Consider the following 17,842-nt stretch of genomic DNA (forward strand, 5'->3'; position numbering starts at 1 on the left):
AAACGGTTGCGAAGACGGGCCGGCGGTAACGCGCCTGCCCGGTTGCCGATCTCCAGGCGAGATCGACGAGCGAGGCGGGACCGTGGACGAGTTCGACATCGAGAAGCATCCGGACCTGATGAATCCGGAATGGCAGAAGCACGCCGAACGCGAGGCGTGGATCGGAGCGCGGCAAGACCGCCGCCGGGGGAGGAGCCGCAAGGCGGCGACGATCGCCGCGGTCGTGGTCGTCGCCGCCGCGGCGGTCGGGGTCTACCTGTGGACCCGTCCGGCGGGCGACCAGTCCGCGGCGAGCCCGGTGCCGGCCGGTTCGCTGGCCGCCGTACCGTCGACCGCCACGCCTTCGACCGCCGCGCCCGGGCCGACCGACCTGCCGACCGCGGCGTCGGTCGACCTGTCCAGGCCGTTCGACAACACCCCGGCGCAGAACTGGCGCGAGGGCATCGACGGGCTGGCCATCCCGCCCGCGGCGAAAACCGGCCCGTTCTCCGCGAAGCAGGTGGAGCAGGCTCAGCAGCAGGTCAAGCAAGCGATCGTGCTCGCGCATTTCGACAACGGCATCCACGAAAGCCACAACGCGGACGCGCTCGTCCAGCTCTTCGCACCGAACGCCCGGACCGACATCCAAGCCCATGCCGTGAGCTATGCGGTCTTCTTCCCGGAGGGCTACCACCTCCTCCCGGCGCCGCCGCGGATGAACGGCAAGATGACCGTCCGCCCGGGCGACGAGGGCGAGCTCGTCGTGCATGTCTCGTACGTAGTGGCCTACGCGTTCGACCCGGGAACTCACACCTACCACGGCCCGGCCGACCTGGATCCGTTCGTGCGGGTCGACCAGGACTACGTCCTGCGCATCGGCTCCGGGTGGGAGCCGGGCGACCGCGGCCTGTGGTTCGACAAGGGCGGTTCGTACTTCACCAGCATCGCGTGCCGGCAGCCGGACGACGGCATTCTCGCGCCCGCGTTCAGCGACCCGACCTACGACGCCCCGCCGATCAGTGCCCAGCCGGGCGAGTTCGATCCGGACAAACCCCTGCCTACCAAGGGAAACTGCGGAAAGTAACGGTGCGCTGGACGGGTACCGCATTCGGGTCGCGACCGCCGGGCGGGCAGCCGGTAGTATCACTCCCGATGATCACGAATGCGTCTCGGCCGGTCCGGGCGAGCGGTCCTGCCCGGTGGCGGGTCGACGAGGTCGGCTGGAAGGTGCGGCTGCGCGAGGTCCGCCCGGCCGACCGGCGCACGCTGACCGGTTTCGACCGGGACGGGGCACGGGCGCGGGACCTGCAGGTCGGCGGCTACCGGCACTGGGCGACGCATCGGATCAGCGCCGCGGACTGCCCGGACGGGTTCCATTTCGCGATCGAAACCCTGCACAATCGGACGCTGGTCGGGTCCATCTGGATCGAGACCGACCCGTTCACCGGCCGGTTCAGCTACGGCATCGGGATCGGCCCGCAGCACCGCCGGTGCGGATACGCCGCGGACGCGGTCGCGCTGCTGCTGGCGTTCATGTTCAAGCGGTGCCGGTACCGCGCGTGCGAGGTCAGCGTCAACGGCAGCAACTTCGCGTCGCTCGCGCTGCACGGCGAACTCGGCTTCCGCGAAGCGGCCCGGCCGCGCGACGTCGAGCTGCGGCGCGGCGAGATCAAGTACCCGGTGCTGATGAGCATCACCGCCGAGCAGTTCGCCGCGCACCACCCGGCCCTCTCGGCCGCACGCGGCCCCGGTCGTCCGTCGCGCGGTCGGCACTGGCGGATCGAGCGCCCCGGCCGCCACCGCCGCACCAGTCTGCGGATCGCCGAGTAACCGGCGGGTTTTTCCGCGCGCCGCAAGTGCTTCCGCTCCGGACCAGAAACTCCGGCAGCTCCTCTGCTCTCCTGCGTTCCGGCCGCCCCGAAAGGCCGAACGCAGCGCTTTCACCTGCGCCGACCCTTGACTTCGACGTTCACGTCGATAACATGACGCGAACGTAACGCGGGTGGGCGAAGGGGCCCGCCCGCCGGAGGGAGATCACCGTGCGCATCGTGCAACGACGTATGTCCCGGATGGCGGCGGTGATGTCTGCCGCGGTGCTCGCGCTGGCCGGCGCCACCGCGGTGGCCAGCGCGGCCGACAGCTGGCCGCTGGCCCCGCGGGCAGTGTCCGGACTGCCCGGCATCCCGGCGGCGACCGACCTGGCGAACGTGACCTCGGCGAGCGGCGCGCACTGCCGCGACTACTTCTTCCCGGTCACCGAATCGCCCGGAAGTTCCGCCGTGCTCAAGGAATTCGGCCAGCTGTGCACCGCTGACCCGGCGTTGCTGGGCAAGCAGCCAGTGCAGATCCTGGTCCACGGCGGGACCTACGACCACACCTACTACGACTGGCCGTATCAGCCGGAGCGCTACAACTATGTCCGCTACATGACCCAGCGCGGCTTCACGACGCTGAATCTTGACCGGATCGGCTACGGCCGCAGTGATCATCCGCTCGGCGCGAGCATGAACTTCGACGTCGCCGCGAACACGACCCATCAGATCGTGCAGTACCTGCGCCAAGGCGGGCTGGGCACGCGGTTCGGCACGGTCACTCTGAACGGCTACTCGATGGGCGGCCTCACCTCGCAGGTCGAGGCGGGCACGTTCCACGACGTCGACGCGCTGATGGTGCACGCTGTCGGGCACGGGCTGCTGACTGCGGCTTCCGTCGCCCGGCTGGGCACCTTCGCCTATCCCGCGTTGCTGGACCCGAAATTCTCCGGCCGGCCGTGGGCGATCGATCCCGCGTATCTGACCAGCATTCCGGGCCGGCGCACCATCTTCTACGGTCCCTCGGCGACGTACGACCCGCGCCAGCTGACCGTCGAGGACGCCACCAAGGACACCATGTCAGCGACCGAGCTCGCGGACATCACCCTGCGCACCTACACCGACCAGACGAAGAACATCGACGCGCCGATCCTGTGGTCGCCCGGCCAGTACGACAAGATCTGGTGCGGCACCACCGACGACTGCGACACCGATCCGATGTCCGCCGCCGAACCGGGCTTCTACCGGCCGGGCGTGTTCACCAAGTACATCGTGCAGAACACCGGCCACGCCACCCTGCTCGGCTACGGCGGCCTCGACTACCTGAACGAAATCGTCCGCTGGCTCGGCGAGCACGGCATCCACGGCGTGGGAGGAGCCCGCGGGTAAGCTGCGGATCATGTCCACCGCCGAGCGAGGTAAGGGAAAACGCAGCGAGCTGCGCCGCACGCTGGTGACATCGGAGCTCCTGGACACCGCGACCCGGCTGTTCGCGGAAAAGGGCTACGAGGCGACCAGCTTGCTGGACATCGCGAACGCGCTGAACATCTCGCGGCCCGCGCTGTATCACTACGTGAGCAAGAAGGAAGACCTGCTCGCGATGCTCGTCGAACAGGTCACGAACGGTTTCGCCGAGGTGCTCGCCCAGTTCAAGGAGCGCGACGACCTCGCGCCGTCGGAGAAGATCGCCGACGTCGTCGGGCTGATCGTGCGGCAGCGTGCCGAGCATTCCGATCAGTTCCGCATCCTCGACCGGTCCGAGCCGATCCTGCCGGAACCGCTCGCGGGCGAGCACCTCGAAGCGAAGCGCACCGTCCTGCGCGAGTTCACCGCGCTGGTGGAGGCGGGCATCGAAACCGGGGAGTTCCGTCCGGTCGACGCCCGCACCGCCGCGTTGTCCTTGCTGGGCATGTGCAACTGGGTCGCCTGGTGGTTCCGACCCGGCTCGGACATCGAAGCGGTCGTCGCGACCATCACCGGCTTGTCCACGGCGATGCTCGCGGCCGGCGATCACACCGGACGCGGGCGGCAGGACGCCAAGACGATCGACCAGATCCGCGCGCTCCTGGACCGCCTCGAAGGCTGACCGGGCTCTACTCCGGCCGTGCGGCGCATCAGCGTCGCACGGCCTTTTTCGTGTCCGAGCGTGGAGGCGCACACTGTGACATGGACGTCGAATCTTCGACATAGCTATTGAACTTTCGCCTGAACCGGCTTACCGTCGTTCCCATGACGTTGCCTCCACCCGCACCACCGACGACCCCGTACGACGAGGTCAGCGTGCTTGCCTATCGGCGTGCCAGGTTCTGGGCGGGGCGGTCGCTGCCGGCGGAACTGCTCGACGCCGCCCGCCGCCACCGGACGCGGACCGCGCTGCTGTCCGAGGGCCGCACGTGGACCTACGACGAACTCTTCGACGAAGCGCAGCGGTTCGCGGCCGGGCTGCTCCGCTCCGGCGCGGCCCGGCCGGGCGAGCCGGTGCTGTTCCAGATGGGGAACGTGGCCGAGACAGTGGTCGCCTACCTGGGCTGCCTGTTCGCCGCAGCGCCGCCGGTGTGCACGCTGCCGCAACACGGGACGCGCGAGATCTCCCTGCTCGCGGCGCACGTCGGCGCCCGCACTCTCCTGGTGCAGGCCGATTTCCGCGACGGGCGGCTGCGCGCTCAGGCCGAACAGCTCCTCGCCGAAGGCGCGATCGCCGAGGTGGTGACGTGTCGCGGCGAGCCGATCGGCACCGCAGGGACCTACGACCGGCTGGTGCGCGAACCGGTCCGGGAATCGTTGCCCTATCTCGAAACCGACCTGCTCAGCCCCGCGGTCTTCCAGCTGTCCGGCGGGACGACCGGCCTGCCGAAGGTCGCTCCGCGGCTGCATGAGGAATACGCCTACAACTCCCGTGCCTGGGCCGCCGCGATGGCGATGGACGAGCACTCCCGTGTCCTGTATCCGTTGCCCCTCATGCACAACGCCGGGATTTCGCTCGCCCTCCAGCCGTCGATCTTCGCTGGGGCGACGCTCGTGCTCGCGCCCTCGGCGGACGTCGACACGCTCCTCGGCCTGATCGCCGAACACCGCCCGGACGTACTGCCCCTCGTGCCCCCCGCCCTCGCGGTCCGGCTGCTCGATTCGGCGCGCGCCCAACGGGCCGATTTCTCCTGCCTGCGCGATTTCGTCGTCGGCGGGCAGCGACTGCCGGTCGAGGTCGCCGAGCGGCTGCGCGACGAGCTGGGCATCCGGATCCGGCAGATGTTCGGCATGGCGGAAGGGATGTTCCTGGTCACGCCGGCCGGTGCGGACGAGGCGGTGCGCCACCACACGGTCGGCGCGCCGATCTCCGCGGCCGACGAGATCCGGATCCTCGACCCGGTCTCCGACGAAGAAGTACCGGACGGCGAGGTCGGCGAGTTCGCCGCGCGCGGGCCGTACACGATCCGCGGCTACTACCGCGCCGACGAGCACAACCGGACCGCGTTCACCTCCGACGGGTTCTACCGCACCGGCGATCTGGCCCGGCGGCACGTGACCGCGGAAGGCGTCAGCTATTCGATCGACGGCCGGATCAAGGACGTGATCAACCGGGGGGTGGAGAAGATCTTCGCCGAAGAGGTGGAGGAGATCATCGTCGCGCACCCGGACGTGGTCACCGCCGCGCTCGTCGCGATGCCCGATCCGGTGCTGGGCGAACGCGCCTGCGCGTACCTGGTGCTGGAGGACGGCGCGGCGCCGTTGACGGTCGCGACGCTGGCCGCGCACCTGCTGGCCCGGGGGCTGGCGAAATACAAACTGCCCGAGCGGGTCGAGATCGTGCCCGCGCTGCCGCTGACGAACGTCGGCAAGGTCGCGAAGAACCGGTTGCGCGAGGACGTCCAGGCGAAACTGGCCGAAGGGAGCGCCCGATGACCCGGCGGGTGAACGTGATCGGCGGCGGCCCCGGCGGGCTGTACGCCGCCCGGCTGCTGAAACTGCACGACCCGGGCCTGGAGGTGGTCGTCCACGAGCGGATGGACGGCGCGCAGGAGACGTTCGGATTCGGCGTCGGCCTGACCGAGGCCACTATGCGCAATCTCGAACAGGCCGACCCGGAAACCGCTGACCGCGTCCGGGAGGTCAGCTACGTCGGGCACGAACTGCGGTTCGCCGCCGGGGACCGGTCCGTCTGCTTGCACGGCGCACGGAACCTCGCGGTCGGCCGAGCCGCGCTGCTGCGAGTCCTGACCGAAGCGGCGACCGCGGTCGGCGTCGAGTACCGGGCCGGCTCCCGCGCGGATCTGGGCTCGGTGAACGGCGATGTCGTCATCGCCGCGGACGGGGTCGGCAGCGGGACGCGCGCCAAACTCGGCACCGAATTGGGAGTGCGGACCAGCCTCGGCCGCACGCGGTACGTCTGGTGTGGCGCGCCGTTCGCCGCGTCGTCCGCGTTCTTCGCCTCCGCCCGGCGCGGGCAACAGCTGTTCGTCACGCATGCGTACCCGTATGCCGAGGACCGCAGCACGTTCCTGATCGAAGTCGACGACGAGACCTGGACCGCGGCCGGGCTGGGCGAGTTCGACGCGGCGACCGCGCCGGGCGAAACCGACCAGCAGAGCGTGCGCCTGCTCGAAAACGTGCTCTCGGGCCAATTGCGCGGCGGGGAATTGCTCGCCAACCGCACGCGGTGGAGCCGGTTCGTCAATCTCGACCTGGAACGGTGGCACACCGGGAACGTCGCGCTGCTCGGCGACGCCGCGCACACCGCGCACTACACGCTCGGTTCCGGAACCAAGCTGGCGCTGGAGGACGCGATCGCGCTGGCCGGTGCGCTGGCCGGGGAAAGCTCGGTGACCGCCGCGTTCGCCGCGTACGAGCGAGCCCGCCGTCCCGCGGTCGAGCGGTTCAAACAGCTCGCCGGCCGCAGCCAGCGGTGGTGGGATTCCTACCGCTGGCGGGCGGACTGGCCGGCCGAACGGCTCGGCCTGTCCTACATGACTCGCTCCGGCAATCTGACCATGGCCGACTACGCCGCCTCGGAGCCGGAGGTCGTGCGTACGGCACTGGAGTGGCTGGGTACCGCGCCGTCCGGCGACCCGGCGGAGTGGGTTCTGGCGCAACCGTTGCGCGGCAACGGAATCCACCTTCCTGCACGGGCGATCACGCGGGCGGAACTCGGCCGGCCGGTCGAAGAGGTCGGGTGGACCGAGCCGGACGTGTGGGGCGAGGCCGCCGACGCGGCGGTCGGCCGGCTCGCCGCTGGCGCCGGACCCCTGCTGGTCACCGGGAAACCGGACGAGTTCTGGGCCCGCGTGGACCTCGCCGAGCGGCTCCGGCTGCAGACCCGGCGGACCGTCGGGGTGGACCTGCCGCGCTCGGCGCGGGCCTTCGCGGCAACCTCGGTCGGCGCCGGCCGAGCCGATTTCGTGACTGTCTCCCAGGAGGATTCGTGACCAGCAATTCCCGGCGCGTCGGGCTGATCGTGCCGAGTTCGAACGTCACCGTCGAGACCGAGCTGCCGCGGCTGCTGCAGCGGGTGGCCGGCGTCGAGTTTTCTTTCCATGCCAGCCGGATGCGGATGCACGCCGTCACCCCGGAGCAGCTGCGCGCGATGAACGCGCAGCGCGAACGGTGCGTGCTGGAGGTCGGTGACGCGCAGACGGAGGTGTTGCTGTACGCCTGTCTGGTCGCGGTGATGGCCATGGGCGCCGGCGAGCACCGTGACGCCGAGCTGCGGATCGCCGAACAGCTCGCGCTCGGCGGATCGGACACGAAGGTGCTGTCCAGCGCCGGTGCGCTCGTGCGGGCGCTGGGCGACCTGGCCGCGAAGCGGGTCGCGCTGGTCATGCCGTACACCGAACCCGTCGCTCGCACGGTGGTCGAATACCTCGAAGCCGAAGGCTTCACGATCACCGGCTGGCGCGCGCTCGGCGTCGCGGACAACACCGAGGTCGGCTGCATTCCGGGCGACACTGTGCTGGCCGCGGCCCGCGAGCTCGACCTGGGCGACAGCGACGCGCTGGTGCTCTCGTGCTGCGTCCAGATGCCGTCGCTCGATCTCGTGCAGCCCGCGGAAGAGGAATTCGGGCTGCCGGTGCTGTCCGCGGCCACCGCCGGCGCGTACTCGATCCTGCGCGCCCTTGGCCTGCCCGTCGACCTTCCCGGCGCGGGTTCGCTGCTGCGCGCCGATGCCAAAGTCCAAGCCTGAAAGGGGTTCCCGATGACCGACAAGCCAGTGCACCGGGTGCGCGGGGTCGACCACGCCGCGTTCCCGACCTTCGACCCGGCCGCAACCGTCCGGTTCTACCGTGATGTGCTCAAGTTCCCGATCGTCCACTCGATCTGCGCGGCCGGCTGGGGCCCGGAACGGCATCCGGACTTCATCCACTTCTTCTTCGACATCGGCGGCGGCGACCGGCTGGCGTTCTTCTACTACTTCGGCTGGGAACCGGCCGGCGACCAGACCGCACCGGGCGACGCGTGGGCCCGGCTGCCGCACGGCACGCCGAAGTTCTTCGCCGACAGCAGGCACCTGGCGATCAACGTCGCCGACGAGGACGACTTGCTGGAGTACCGCCGCCGGCTGGACGACTCCGAGTGGCCGGTCGAAATGCAGGTCATGCACGAGACCATCGAATCCGTCTACACGCACGACCCGAACGGATACATGGTCGAGATCACCCGCGCGCTGCGCCCGGTCACGCCGCAGGAAGACCTCGACGCGGAGCTGACTCTGCAGGCGCTGTGCGACGTAGTGGCCGGCGAGGCGCCGTCGATGGACCAGCTGCTGACGCGCAAGGCCGAGCTGATCGTCGAGCGGGCGGCGTCGTGGGAGCCGGCGGGGAAGGAGCTGGTCTGACGTGGCCCGGTTCTACGTCCTCGACGTGCCCGAGAACATCGGCGTGGTCGACGTCGCACGGCAGGACGACCACAACACCGTCGACCGGATCGGACCGTACTTCCGGATCACCGCGCCGGAAGCCATCGTGATCGACCGGCGCGCGACCGGCTGCCGGCACGCGGTCTGGTACAGCGCGGTGGCCGGGCTGGAAGGCTCGGTGATCACCCAGCACGACAAGAACGCACTGCGGGTCGACAGGCGGGCCGATGGCTGAGAACGGACTCGGCGCCGGCCGGTATCTAGCCCCGGCGGAGGCCCCCGAAGCGACGACCACGACCGCGCACCAGCTCACGACGTACGACGGCGCGACCGTCAACGGTCTGCTGAGGACAGTCCCGGGCGCGACCACCGTGGCGGTCCTGATGCATCCGCGCCAGGACTTTTCGCAGCATGTGCTGGTGCCGGAGCTGCTGAGCCAGGGGTACGCGGTGTGGACCCAGGGCACCCGGACCGTCGGCAACGACCTCACCCTGCTGCACGAGCAAGCGTTGCTCGACCTGGCCGCCGGGAATGTTTTCCTGCGGGACAGGGGCTTCTCCCGAGTAGTCCTCATCGGACACTCCGGCGGCGCGGCACTGGCCGCGTTCTACCTCCAGCAGGCCGCGCGTCCGGCCGGCGAGCGGCTCCGGCGGACCCCCAGCGGGAAGCCGGTTCCGCTGGGAGAGGCCGAAATGCCGGTCGCGGACGGGTTCCTGATGATGGCTCCGCATCCTGGCCAGGGCGCGTTGCTGCTGCGGCTGATCGACCCGTCGGTCGTCGACGAGCAGGACCCGCGTTCGGCGTCGCCGGACCTGGACCCCTACCTCGCGGCCAACGGCTTCGCCGAACCTCCCGGCTCGTCCGCGTATTCGGAAGAGTTCCTCGCGAGGTACCGAAAAGCACAGTACGACCGGATCGCCCGGATCGACGCGCGAGCCCGCGAACTCGCCGAGCGGTCCGCGGCGGCCCGGCACCGGTACGGCGAAACCCGCGATGCCGCCGACCGCCGGACCGCGTTGGCCACCGGCGTCCTGACGGTGTATCGCACCGATGCAGACCTGCGCTCGGTCGATCTTTCGCTGGACCCGAACGACCGCCCGTACGGTTCGCTGTTCGGCCGCCGCCCGGACCTCACCAACTACGGAGTCGTCGGCTTCGGCCGCCTGACGACGCCGGATTCGTGGCTGTCGACGTGGTCGGCGATCTCGGGCAACGCGGACCTGGCTGCCTGCCTGCCCGACGTCACGGTGCCGACGCTGCTCGTGGAACTGACCGGCGACCAGGCCTGCTTCCCGGCTGACGCGCTTCGGTTCCGCGACCTCAGCGGCGCCGAGGACGTGTCGCACGTGCGGGTGCCGGGCCGCCATTTCGGTGCGCCGCTGCGGGAAGGGATGACCTCCGGCGCGACCCTGGCCGGCGCGGAAATGGGGGAGTGGCTGCGGGCCCGGTTCCCGGCCGGAGCGCTCACGACGGCCTGATCTCCCATTTCTCCAAGCCGTCAGCCAGCTCTGGCTGAGATGCTGGCCGACATGGTCAATCGAATCATCGCCTACTCAGTCGGCGCCGACGACGCCGAGACTCGCGAGTTCTATCAGCAGGTCCTCGGCCTGGAGGTCGCGATGGACGACCCGGTGCTCGGCCTGCGCAGTCCCGGAGCGCCGGCCGCGCAGGTGCTGGTCCTGCCGCCGGGCCCGGTGGTCCCGCGCTGGGGAATCGACCTCGGCGACCCGGCCGCGGTCGAGGCGGCACACGCCGAATCGGTCCGCCGAGGTCTGCGCATCGCCTACCCGCTGACTGACGAATCCTGGGGCGTAAAGCGGTTTTTCGTCGAAGATCCGGGCGGTACGGTGGTCAACGTGCTCGCGCATCTGGAGTGAGGCCGCGAGCGGGGAGGCGACGTCGTGGACCGCGAAGAACTGCGCGAGCTGTTGGAGGCCGAAGGCACCGAGGTCTGTCTGCTGGCTGCCGACGGGCTTGCCCATGGCGCGCTGTTCGATGGTTTTGGCCGTGGCCACACGATTTCCTTCGCGTCGATCTTCGGCCGGAGCACGGTCCGGCTGGAGGTCTCTTCCGCCCGCGACAGCCGGAAAACACTCCAGGCCGACGCCATGAGGACGGTGCCGGCCTGGAGCGTTTCGTGACGGGCTCAGCGACGGGCCGCCGCGACGGCCAGCTTCCACACCGCGTACCCGATCGCGTCGGAGTTCTTCTCCAGCGGCGGGTCCGGGATGTTCGAGGTCGTGTCGCAGGCGCGGTGGTAGCAGTTGTCGAACGGCGCGCCCGCGGTGCCGCCCCACTTCTGGGCCTGCGCGGAGCTCTTGATGTCTCCGGCACCGGTGGCGAGACCGCCGACCGGGATGCCCGCGCTCTTGAACGACGCGTGGTCGGACCGGCCGTCGCCTTCGGAGTCTCCCTCGGTCTGGATGCCGACCGAGGCGAAGTACTCGTCGAAGACGGCCTTGACCGAGGCGACGTCGTCATAGACGAAGTAGCCCCAGTTCTTCGAGCCGATCATGTCGAAGTTGAGGTAGGTCTTGATCTTCGCGCGCTCGGTGCCGGGCAGGCTGCTGACGTAGTGCCGGGAGCCGACCATGCCGGATTCCTCGTCGGCCCACCAGGCGAACCGGACCCGCTTGGCCATCGCCGGGTTGGTGCGGGCCAGCGTCAGCGCGACCTCGAGGATCGACGCGCTGCCGGAACCGTTGTCGTTGATGCCAGGGCCGGCGCTCACCGAGTCGAGGTGCGCGCCCAGCATGAGGACCTGGTTCGCGTCGCCCTGCGGCCATTCGGCGATCAGGTTCTGCGACTGGCCGAGGCAGCTCGTGCAGGTCTGGCGCTTCGTGGCGAAGCCCGCGTTCTTGAGCAAATTCTCCACATAGGACACCGACGCCGCGTACCCGCCGCCACGCGGGGAGCGCGTGCCGCCGTTGTCGCGGGCGATGGCCTGCAGCTGGGTGAGGTGCGTCTTGATGTTGGCCAGCGAGATGTCCGGCGCGGCGAGCGGCGACTCGGGCGCGGCGGTGGCCACGGGCCCGCTGAGTACGCCCAGCATCGCCGTGAGGGCGGTGGCCCCGGCGGCGAGTCGTGTCTTCCATTTCATGGCAGTGAGATCCTCCGGGTGGAGTGGGGAGACCTCGGGGCTGCCCCGGCGGGACAGCCCCGAGGCGCGGCCGGGCGGGACCCGGCCGCGGTCAGCGGCGCGGCGTGCAGGAGGTCGGTTCGCCGCTCACCGCGGGCACCGAGATGGCGTTCCAAGCGGCCTTGGTGGCGTTGAATTCGGCGCAGCTGCCCGGGTACAGGTCGATCGCGGCCTGCAGCGTCGCCTTGCGTGCGGCCCGGTGATTCCACGAGGAAGTCTTCTTCAGAAGACCGTTGTAGAAAATCTTGGCGGCCTTCTGGACGCCGATCCCGGTGACGCTGGAGTTGTTGCAGGTCGGGCTCTTCGGCTGGCCGTTCGTCGGCGACGAACCCTCGGCGAGCAGGTAGAACCAGTGGTTCTGCGGACCGGCCGCGGCGTGCACCTCGGTGCTCGGGATGGACGACGAGTAGCAGTTCGGGTCGCCGGCCTTCGAGGGGTCGTACATGTACCGGATCGGGCCGTTGCCGACGAGGTTGACGCCTTCGCCGACCTCGTAGTCCGGCTGGTCCTTGGCGTTGTTCGCATACGCCTCGGTCATCGCGCCGAAGATGTCGCCGGTCGACTCGTTCAGGCCGCCGTTCTCGTTTCCGGAACCGGCGCCGCCCGGGGTGAACTGGAAGACGCCGTGCCCGAATTCGTGCGCGACGACGTCCATCGAGGTGGCCTGGCGGCGGTTGTCCTGCGAGTGCCCGAAGTGCGTCGACGAGCCGTCCCAGTAAGCGTTGACGTCGCTCAGTCCGACGGACGCCGGGTAGCCTCGCCCGGTGCCGTTGATGCCGTCGCGGCCCAGCCAGTCCTTCAGCATCTTCCACTCGGTCTGGACGCTGAAGAGAACGTCGACGCAGCCGGTTTCCAGGTCGGTGCCCGAGCCGTTGCCCCAGCTGTTGTCCGGTCCACTGTAGACGGATCCGCCTTCGCGGCCGCAGCTGATGCCCTGGCGGCCCGGGTCCCGCATCGAGTACGTGGAGCCGGACTGAGTCGTGTCGACGGACACATTGCCGACGTAGTAGCTGTTTCCGGTGCCCGCGGCGTTGACCGCGTCCGGCTGGGGCTTCGCTTTGCGGCCGGAGGCGAAGGTCTTGACGTCGTCTCGTTTGTCGAGGATCGCGCCGGTAGCGGCGTCGACGAACACGTGCAGCTTGCTCGGCGCCGTAGCGGTGCGCCCGGAGACGACGACCTCGTAGGCCAGCTTCGGGTTGGCTCCGGCCAGCACCACCTTTTCCGGCGTGCTCACGCTGTCCACAGTGGGCAGTTGGGCGCGCGCTGTCCCGACGGCTTTGGCGGCCTCGAGAACCGCTTGCGTCCCAACGGAAATCGGTGACGTCTCCGCCGCGCTCGTGTCGCGCACGTTCCCGGCCCCGTCCGCGACGACGACCGCGTCACCGCCGACGACCCGCAGGCCCTGGTAGGTGCGCTCGTAGGCACCGTAGTAGAGCCCGCCGCCGCCGGCGATCAGGCCGACGCGCCGGAACGCTTCGGCCGGACCGCGGTTGAGCGCGCCGAGCCCGGAGGCGACCGCCTGGTCGGCGGCGCGAGCGGCGGCCGCGTCCGGGGACGAGGGCTGCGCCTGCGAAGCCGCGCTCGCCGGAGCGGTCGGCAGCGTGAGGGTCATGGCGAGCCCGGCGGCAGCCGCCAGGCCGGTAGTGAATCCGCGATGGGGCATCGAGGTTTCCTTCCCTGAAGGCAGGACGATGGGGTGCGGAGAGAGCGGAACGTGCTCGGCCTGCTCACTGTGGGTATCCGTCCGAACGCGTCCGAGTAAACGATCACCGCATCCGGGCGTCAATGCGCCGAACGGCCTAACGGAACGTTTCGGATTGCCCGGACATCGGCCAGTTGTCCCGTTGTTGCAGGGGTTTTCGGTGGATTCCGGGCAGGAGCGACTTTCGTAGGGAATGTCCGGTAAGCAGTCCGAATGTCGGAAGAGTCCGATCGGGGATCGAGACGGCGCCTGGCGGGGACGGCGAGGCCGCCGATGCGGAGCGCGTCGAGCACCGCGGAGTCCGACGGCGGGTTTCGCAGTATGCGGCGGCGGTGACCGGGGGTGCCGCCGCGGGCTCGCCTGCTCGGTGCGCTGGGCCGCAGGTCGGTTTCGGCGCGGTCAGCCGGAAAGCGCGCTGGCGTGTCGGCGGCCGGGTGCGCTGACGTCGATCCGCGCGCGGTATTCCGGTGGAATCGCTCGGCCGGAACCGGCCGCTGCCAGGCTCGGCGCGAACCGTCCCGCCGGCTTACGACGCCAGTTCTACCTCCAGCCCCATGACGCTGATGGTGCGCCGGCGGCGAAACCAGCTGCGGACGGCCGTCGCGTCAGGGAGCTCGTCGCGGAATGCCTTGCGCTGAGCCGGGGTCGCGGAACGCCAGCGCAGTTGCAGCACGGGCCGGACCGGCGCGACGACCGCACGGAACTGTTCGTGGACGTCCGCGGCCCGGGCGCGGTAGTCCCGATCCGGCTCGTAAGCCAGTTCCAGGTCGATCAACGGCTCCGGGCCGCCGGCCCGGTACCGGCACCGCGACAGCATGCGCGCGATCTCGTCCACGGCGAGCTGCACCGTGGTCGCCATCCGGTCCTGCCACCGGCCCAGGTGCGGCGCGTTCACCGCGGCCGGGGTCAGGTCGCCCGGCTGCACGATCAGCGCGCCGACCGCGGTCCCGGTGAGCTCGACGCGGAGCCGGCGTCCGCCCGAGTCGACGGAAAAGCGCGGTACCCGGCCGGCCAGGCCGGCGACAGACCGCAGCCGGGCCCACTCCGAGCCGTCGCCGGCGAGCACGAACGTGAACTCCAGTTCGTTCCCGGCGAGGTTCATCCTCGCCGGGAACAGGGACCCGAGGTCGGTCATGAACGCCGAGCCGATGCCGAGCACGCCGCTGGAACCGCCTCCGGCCATCACCGCCTCCTCGCGTGTGGGGTCAGGGCTACAGCTGCAGGTCCGCTTCGATGCGCTTGAGGTAGTGCCGGGCCAGTGCCAGGTTCGCGCGTTCGCGGTCCAGCACCAGGTACAGGAACAGCGTGTTCCTCGAACCCGCCGAGTTCAGCAGGCGGATCAGGTGGTACTGGCGGTGCAGCGTGATCAGGATGTCCTCGATGTTGTCGTTGAGCGAGAGCGAGGACATCACCCTCAGCTTGGACCGCACGACCTCGGTGTTGCCGGCCGCGGCGACCTCCAGGTCCAGCCAGTCGCCGCCGCCGCTGGTGCCGAGCGACATCCCGCTGTCGTAGTCGACCAGCGCGACGCCGACGGCGCCGGCGATGGACATGGCTTCCTTCAACGCGGTGTCGATGCTCATCATTACGCAAACTCCTCCTGTGAAAAGGGTGGTGGGGCCGGCCGCCGTGATCGGCTAGACGGCCAGAATCGCGCCGATCCGCTCGATCACCGGCCGGGACTCGAACAGAAGGCGTCCGACGTTGAGTCCCTTGTCTCCCAGCACGACCAGCACAGCCACCCGGCCGATGGCATAGACGGCCATGTAGCCCTCGCTGCTGAAGACGACGGTCTGTTTCAGCGTGCCCTGGCCGCACACCTCGGACGCCTGGCGGGCGATGCCGAGGTCGGCGGCGGCGAGCGCGGAGAGCTTCAGGGGATCAAGACCTTCCGCCGCGTCGGCGACGATCGGTATCCCGTCGACCGCAGCGAGCACTGAGTCGGTGACCCCGGCGACGGTTTCCCGGAGTTTCCTCAGCTCAGCGGCCAGCGCGTCGAAATCCACGATTTTTTCTTTCTGCATCAAAAAGGGGTGAAAGGGTTCTGGTGGTATTTCCCGAACACCCGAAGTTATCCCCGCTCCGCGAGGTTGACGAGAGCTGCGCATGTCTAATTCGGAGACAGCGCGACGATCAGGTTCCAGCGGTGGCTCCGAGTTGACTCATAGGTAGGGACCCGGGCGGTGGAGTTGATCACCAGCCATTCGGGTTGCTCTCGCGCCGGAACGATACCTTCGCCGCCACTCAACGCATACCTGCGACACGAGATCATTGCGAGCATCACACGTTCGGACCAGTTGCCGTTGGCGGTCTTCGCAGTGGGGCAATGACCTGGTCCGCATCTTGTCAGTAGTTCACCCAACTAGTCCAAAAATAGTTTCAAGGCATCGATAAATGGGATGAACTGCGGTGATGCGGAATCCGGGTCCACCATTACTACTCCCGCGTAAAGTAATTGTACGACCATTTGGCCCAACACGGTTCCCGCTCGGCTTCGCGCGGCGCTCGGCTCACTGCTGGAGGGACTGCCGCGGTTACCGGCGATCCCCTGAACGCGACGACGTCGATGCGCTGTGCGGAAAGCTCAGTGCGACTGCCGGTGCGGGTCGGCCGAGGGCAGCCACACTGTCGCCGGGTCGAGCTTGGGCGCGGTGCCGTCCGCCAGCGCCTCCACCGCCGCGAGGACGCCCGGCCGGGTTTCGTCGGTGCGGCAGACGAGCGACCACGTCCAGTACGGCGCCGGCGAGTGCACCGGAAGCTGCGCCAGATCCGCTGGCACCGGCGAGGTCTGGCCCTTGGGCGAGTTCAGCACCGGACGACGAAGCCGCCGCACGTGGTCGAAGAAAGCGGCCCCGGTGATGCCGCCGTCTTCGATGGAGACGACGGTGGCGCCGGTATCGGCGGCGAACTCCTCGGCGAAGAGGTTCCAGGATTCCCAGCTCGCGGTGTCCGCGTCCACCAGCACGACGACGTCGCGGGCGCGTACCGGCCCGCTGCCGATCCCGACCGCGTACAACCGGTCCGCGCCGAGCAGTCGCGCGCGCAGGCCGTGTTCGGTCAGGTCTGTTTCGCGGACCCAGCAGATGGCCAGGTCGATGCTGTGGTCGGCGACCCGGCGCGCCTGGGCGTGCGAGGGCAGCACCCAGGTGTCCACGTGTACCTGTGCGACCGCGGAAACGCGGGGGACGAGGTCGGCCGGTCGCCAGTTCACGTAGCCCAGCCGCACGGGTTCGGCGGCGGTGAGGCCGGCCGCGGTGCGGCGCAGCTCGTCGGCTTGCGCGAGCAGCGCGCGGGCTTTCGGCAGGAGCGCGGTGCCGGGCTCGGTGAGCGCCACCGAGCGGCGGTCGCGGTCGAACAGCCGCACGCCGAGGTCCCGCTCCAGCGCCTTGATCTGCTGCGACAGAGACGGTCCGGCGATCCTCAGCCGAGTCGCGGCCCGGCCGAAGTTGAGTTCCTCGGCGACCGCCACGAAGTAGCTGAGCTGGCGCAACTCCATTCGCGGAGCTTAGTGCGGTGCGAGCCGCAGCCTCGCAGCAGAGAGGAAACCAGTCGTGGCGGGCGGGGCAGGCGCGGACGCAAGCTTCGAAGGCGCGGACCGTCCGGGTCCGCACCAGACACCAGGAGCAGCGTGATGAACAGCCGTCGAGTCGCGGTCGTCACCGGAGCGTCGCAGGGCATCGGCGCGGAACTCGTGACCGCGTACCGCAAGCTCGGCTACGCGGTCGTCGCGAATTCGCGTTCGATCGCCGCCTCGGCCGACGCGGAGATCCTGACCGTGGCGGGCGACCTCGCCGATCCCGCGGTCGGACCCCGGATCGTCGACCGGGCGCTCGCGGAGTTCGGCCGGGTCGACACGGTCGTCAACAACGCCGGCCTGTTCGTGGCCAAGCCGTTCACCGAGTACACCGCCGCCGACTACGCCGCGGTGATCGGCGTGAACCTGACCGGCTTCTTCACCCTCACCCAGCGTGCCGTCGCCGTGATGGCCGAGCAGGGCGGCGGCCACGTGGTCAACATTACGACCAGCCTGACCGACCACGCGCTCGCCGCGGTCCCGTCGGCGCTGGCCGCGTTGACCAAGGGCGGGCTGAACGCGGTCACGAAGTCGCTGGCCATCGAGTACGCGGGCCGGGGAGTCCGGGTCAACGCCGTGTCCCCGGGGGTGATCCGCACTCCGATGCACCCCGAGCCGACCCACGCCGCGCTCGCCGCGCTGCACCCGGTCGGGCGGATGGGGGAAGTCTCCGACGTCGTCGACGCGGTCGTCTACCTGGAGAACTCGGCCTTCGTCACCGGCGAGATCCTGCACGTCGACGGCGGCCAGAGCGCCGGGCACTGACCGCCGGCACCGGACAGCGGAGGAG

Annotated in this window: 19 protein-coding genes; 13 read left to right on the forward strand and 6 right to left on the reverse strand. The window is 69.7% G+C overall.

Annotation, left to right across the window (positions count from 1 at the left end):
• Nucleotides 1–82: 82 nt before the first annotated feature.
• From AMYBE_RS0105205 to AMYBE_RS0105260, 12 genes are all read left to right on the forward strand, one after another.
• A complete protein-coding gene (locus tag AMYBE_RS0105205) occupies nt 83–1,063 on the forward strand; it encodes a hypothetical protein (protein WP_020658286.1) in 981 nt (326 codons plus the stop codon).
• Nucleotides 1,064–1,206: 143 nt separating this feature from the next.
• Nucleotides 1,207–1,809, forward strand: a complete 603-nt coding sequence (locus tag AMYBE_RS0105210; RefSeq protein WP_027927390.1) for a GNAT family N-acetyltransferase — start codon at nt 1,207–1,209, stop codon at nt 1,807–1,809.
• A 209-nt stretch (nt 1,810–2,018) separates the two neighbouring features.
• Complete coding sequence (locus AMYBE_RS43230) at nt 2,019–3,179, forward strand: alpha/beta hydrolase (RefSeq protein WP_211226798.1); 1,161 nt, start codon at nt 2,019–2,021, stop codon at nt 3,177–3,179.
• A 10-nt stretch (nt 3,180–3,189) separates the two neighbouring features.
• Entirely contained in the window at nt 3,190–3,876 is a 687-nt protein-coding gene (locus AMYBE_RS0105220; protein WP_020658289.1) for a TetR/AcrR family transcriptional regulator, read from the forward strand.
• 143 nt (nt 3,877–4,019) lie between these two features.
• The gene (locus AMYBE_RS0105225) at nt 4,020–5,690 is read left to right on the forward strand and encodes a (2,3-dihydroxybenzoyl)adenylate synthase (RefSeq protein WP_063710036.1); all 1,671 of its coding nucleotides are present in this window, start codon (nt 4,020–4,022) and stop codon (nt 5,688–5,690) included.
• Nucleotides 5,687–7,210 carry an FAD-dependent monooxygenase gene (locus tag AMYBE_RS0105230; RefSeq protein WP_020658291.1) on the forward strand — a complete coding sequence of 508 codons (1,524 nt, stop codon included), beginning with the start codon at nt 5,687–5,689 and terminating at the stop codon, nt 7,208–7,210. The genes AMYBE_RS0105225 and AMYBE_RS0105230 overlap by 4 nt, the downstream gene beginning before the upstream one ends.
• On the forward strand, nt 7,207–7,965 hold the full coding sequence (locus tag AMYBE_RS0105235; RefSeq protein WP_020658292.1) for a maleate cis-trans isomerase family protein: 759 nt from the start codon (nt 7,207–7,209) through the stop codon (nt 7,963–7,965). The genes AMYBE_RS0105230 and AMYBE_RS0105235 overlap by 4 nt, the downstream gene beginning before the upstream one ends.
• A 12-nt stretch (nt 7,966–7,977) precedes the next feature.
• Nucleotides 7,978–8,616 carry a VOC family protein gene (locus tag AMYBE_RS0105240; protein WP_020658293.1) on the forward strand — a complete coding sequence of 213 codons (639 nt, stop codon included), beginning with the start codon at nt 7,978–7,980 and terminating at the stop codon, nt 8,614–8,616.
• Nucleotide 8,617: 1 nt separating this feature from the next.
• Complete coding sequence (locus AMYBE_RS0105245; protein ID WP_020658294.1) at nt 8,618–8,872, forward strand: hypothetical protein; 255 nt, start codon at nt 8,618–8,620, stop codon at nt 8,870–8,872.
• Nucleotides 8,865–10,115: an alpha/beta fold hydrolase gene (locus AMYBE_RS0105250; protein ID WP_020658295.1), complete on the forward strand. Its 1,251-nt coding sequence runs from the start codon at nt 8,865–8,867 to the stop codon at nt 10,113–10,115. The genes AMYBE_RS0105245 and AMYBE_RS0105250 overlap by 8 nt, the downstream gene beginning before the upstream one ends.
• 51 nt (nt 10,116–10,166) lie before the next feature.
• Complete coding sequence (locus AMYBE_RS0105255; protein ID WP_034287879.1) at nt 10,167–10,514, forward strand: VOC family protein; 348 nt, start codon at nt 10,167–10,169, stop codon at nt 10,512–10,514.
• Nucleotides 10,515–10,538: 24 nt separating this feature from the next.
• The gene (locus AMYBE_RS0105260) at nt 10,539–10,778 is read left to right on the forward strand and encodes a hypothetical protein (protein ID WP_020658297.1); all 240 of its coding nucleotides are present in this window, start codon (nt 10,539–10,541) and stop codon (nt 10,776–10,778) included.
• A gap of 5 nt (nt 10,779–10,783) precedes the next feature.
• Here the strand turns inward: AMYBE_RS0105260 and AMYBE_RS0105265 are convergent, their stop codons facing one another.
• From AMYBE_RS0105265 to AMYBE_RS0105290, 6 genes are all read right to left on the reverse strand, one after another.
• Entirely contained in the window at nt 10,784–11,737 is a 954-nt protein-coding gene (locus AMYBE_RS0105265; RefSeq protein ID WP_020658298.1) for a M28 family metallopeptidase, read from the reverse strand.
• A gap of 91 nt (nt 11,738–11,828) precedes the next feature.
• Nucleotides 11,829–13,439 carry a M4 family metallopeptidase gene (locus AMYBE_RS0105270; RefSeq protein ID WP_020658299.1) on the reverse strand — a complete coding sequence of 537 codons (1,611 nt, stop codon included), beginning with the start codon at nt 13,437–13,439 and terminating at the stop codon, nt 11,829–11,831.
• A gap of 565 nt (nt 13,440–14,004) precedes the next feature.
• Nucleotides 14,005–14,661 (reverse strand): hypothetical protein, encoded by a 657-nt coding sequence (locus AMYBE_RS0105275; protein WP_020658300.1) that lies wholly within the window; start codon nt 14,659–14,661, stop codon nt 14,005–14,007.
• A gap of 28 nt (nt 14,662–14,689) precedes the next feature.
• Entirely contained in the window at nt 14,690–15,061 is a 372-nt protein-coding gene (locus AMYBE_RS0105280; protein WP_027927391.1) for a hypothetical protein, read from the reverse strand.
• A gap of 54 nt (nt 15,062–15,115) precedes the next feature.
• Nucleotides 15,116–15,502: a roadblock/LC7 domain-containing protein gene (locus tag AMYBE_RS0105285; protein WP_020658302.1), complete on the reverse strand. Its 387-nt coding sequence runs from the start codon at nt 15,500–15,502 to the stop codon at nt 15,116–15,118.
• Nucleotides 15,503–16,062: 560 nt separating this feature from the next.
• Nucleotides 16,063–16,974: a LysR family transcriptional regulator gene (locus AMYBE_RS0105290; protein WP_020658303.1), complete on the reverse strand. Its 912-nt coding sequence runs from the start codon at nt 16,972–16,974 to the stop codon at nt 16,063–16,065.
• A 135-nt stretch (nt 16,975–17,109) separates the two neighbouring features.
• Here AMYBE_RS0105290 and AMYBE_RS0105295 point away from each other — a divergent pair, with 135 nt between their 5' ends.
• Nucleotides 17,110–17,817 carry an SDR family NAD(P)-dependent oxidoreductase gene (locus AMYBE_RS0105295; protein WP_020658304.1) on the forward strand — a complete coding sequence of 236 codons (708 nt, stop codon included), beginning with the start codon at nt 17,110–17,112 and terminating at the stop codon, nt 17,815–17,817.
• Nucleotides 17,818–17,842 lie beyond the last annotated feature (25 nt).

It is taken from the genome of Amycolatopsis benzoatilytica AK 16/65 (assembly GCF_000383915.1).
GTDB lineage: Bacteria > Actinomycetota > Actinomycetes > Mycobacteriales > Pseudonocardiaceae > Amycolatopsis > Amycolatopsis benzoatilytica.

Coding starts and splice junctions, on each gene's coding strand:
- AMYBE_RS0105220 (WP_020658289.1), top strand. CDS start 3,190: ATGTCCACCGCCGAGCGAGGTAAGGGAAAACGCAGCGAGCTGCGCCGC.
- AMYBE_RS0105225 (WP_063710036.1), top strand. CDS start 4,020: ATGACGTTGCCTCCACCCGCACCACCGACGACCCCGTACGACGAGGTC.
- AMYBE_RS0105230 (WP_020658291.1), top strand. CDS start 5,687: ATGACCCGGCGGGTGAACGTGATCGGCGGCGGCCCCGGCGGGCTGTAC.
- AMYBE_RS0105240 (WP_020658293.1), top strand. CDS start 7,978: ATGACCGACAAGCCAGTGCACCGGGTGCGCGGGGTCGACCACGCCGCG.
- AMYBE_RS0105250 (WP_020658295.1), top strand. CDS start 8,865: ATGGCTGAGAACGGACTCGGCGCCGGCCGGTATCTAGCCCCGGCGGAG.
- AMYBE_RS0105255 (WP_034287879.1), top strand. CDS start 10,167: ATGGTCAATCGAATCATCGCCTACTCAGTCGGCGCCGACGACGCCGAG.
- AMYBE_RS0105265 (WP_020658298.1), bottom strand. CDS start 11,737: ATGAAATGGAAGACACGACTCGCCGCCGGGGCCACCGCCCTCACGGCG.
- AMYBE_RS0105270 (WP_020658299.1), bottom strand. CDS start 13,439: ATGCCCCATCGCGGATTCACTACCGGCCTGGCGGCTGCCGCCGGGCTC.
- AMYBE_RS0105275 (WP_020658300.1), bottom strand. CDS start 14,661: ATGGCCGGAGGCGGTTCCAGCGGCGTGCTCGGCATCGGCTCGGCGTTC.
- AMYBE_RS0105280 (WP_027927391.1), bottom strand. CDS start 15,061: ATGAGCATCGACACCGCGTTGAAGGAAGCCATGTCCATCGCCGGCGCC.
- AMYBE_RS0105285 (WP_020658302.1), bottom strand. CDS start 15,502: ATGCAGAAAGAAAAAATCGTGGATTTCGACGCGCTGGCCGCTGAGCTG.
- AMYBE_RS0105290 (WP_020658303.1), bottom strand. CDS start 16,974: ATGGAGTTGCGCCAGCTCAGCTACTTCGTGGCGGTCGCCGAGGAACTC.
- AMYBE_RS0105295 (WP_020658304.1), top strand. CDS start 17,110: ATGAACAGCCGTCGAGTCGCGGTCGTCACCGGAGCGTCGCAGGGCATC.